This window comes from Rothia sp. HMSC065C12 (assembly GCF_001812085.1).
Classification (GTDB): domain Bacteria; phylum Actinomycetota; class Actinomycetes; order Actinomycetales; family Micrococcaceae; genus Rothia; species Rothia mucilaginosa.
Genome location: NZ_KV807678.1, coordinates 29,535 through 29,810 on the forward strand (window position 1 = coordinate 29,535; position 276 = coordinate 29,810).

Annotated in this window: 1 CRISPR repeat array. The window is 68.1% G+C overall.

The window, feature by feature from the left end:
• A CRISPR array of direct repeats spans window positions 1-274; the repeat unit is 30 nt; unit sequence CGTGCTCCCCGCACGGGCGGGGATGAGCCC.
• The last annotated feature ends 2 nt before the right edge of the window (window positions 275-276 follow it).

Genomic DNA, 276 nt, shown 5'->3' on the forward strand with positions numbered 1-276 from the left:
CGTGCTCCCCGCACGGGCGGGGATGAGCCCAGAATGGTAGCTGTTCCAAAAATCCAGGCACCGTGCTCCCCGCACGGGCGGGGATGAGCCCGCAGAATCAAAAACACGCCGACGGACTCACACGTGCTCCCCGCACGGGCGGGGATGAGCCCCTATGCGCAGGGGGATACGCCCACCCCTCGTGGTGCTCCCCGCACGGGCGGGGATGAGCCCTAAACCCGCCTGCATTGACGGCTACTTCTTCCGTGCTCCCCGCACGGGCGGGGATGAGCCCAG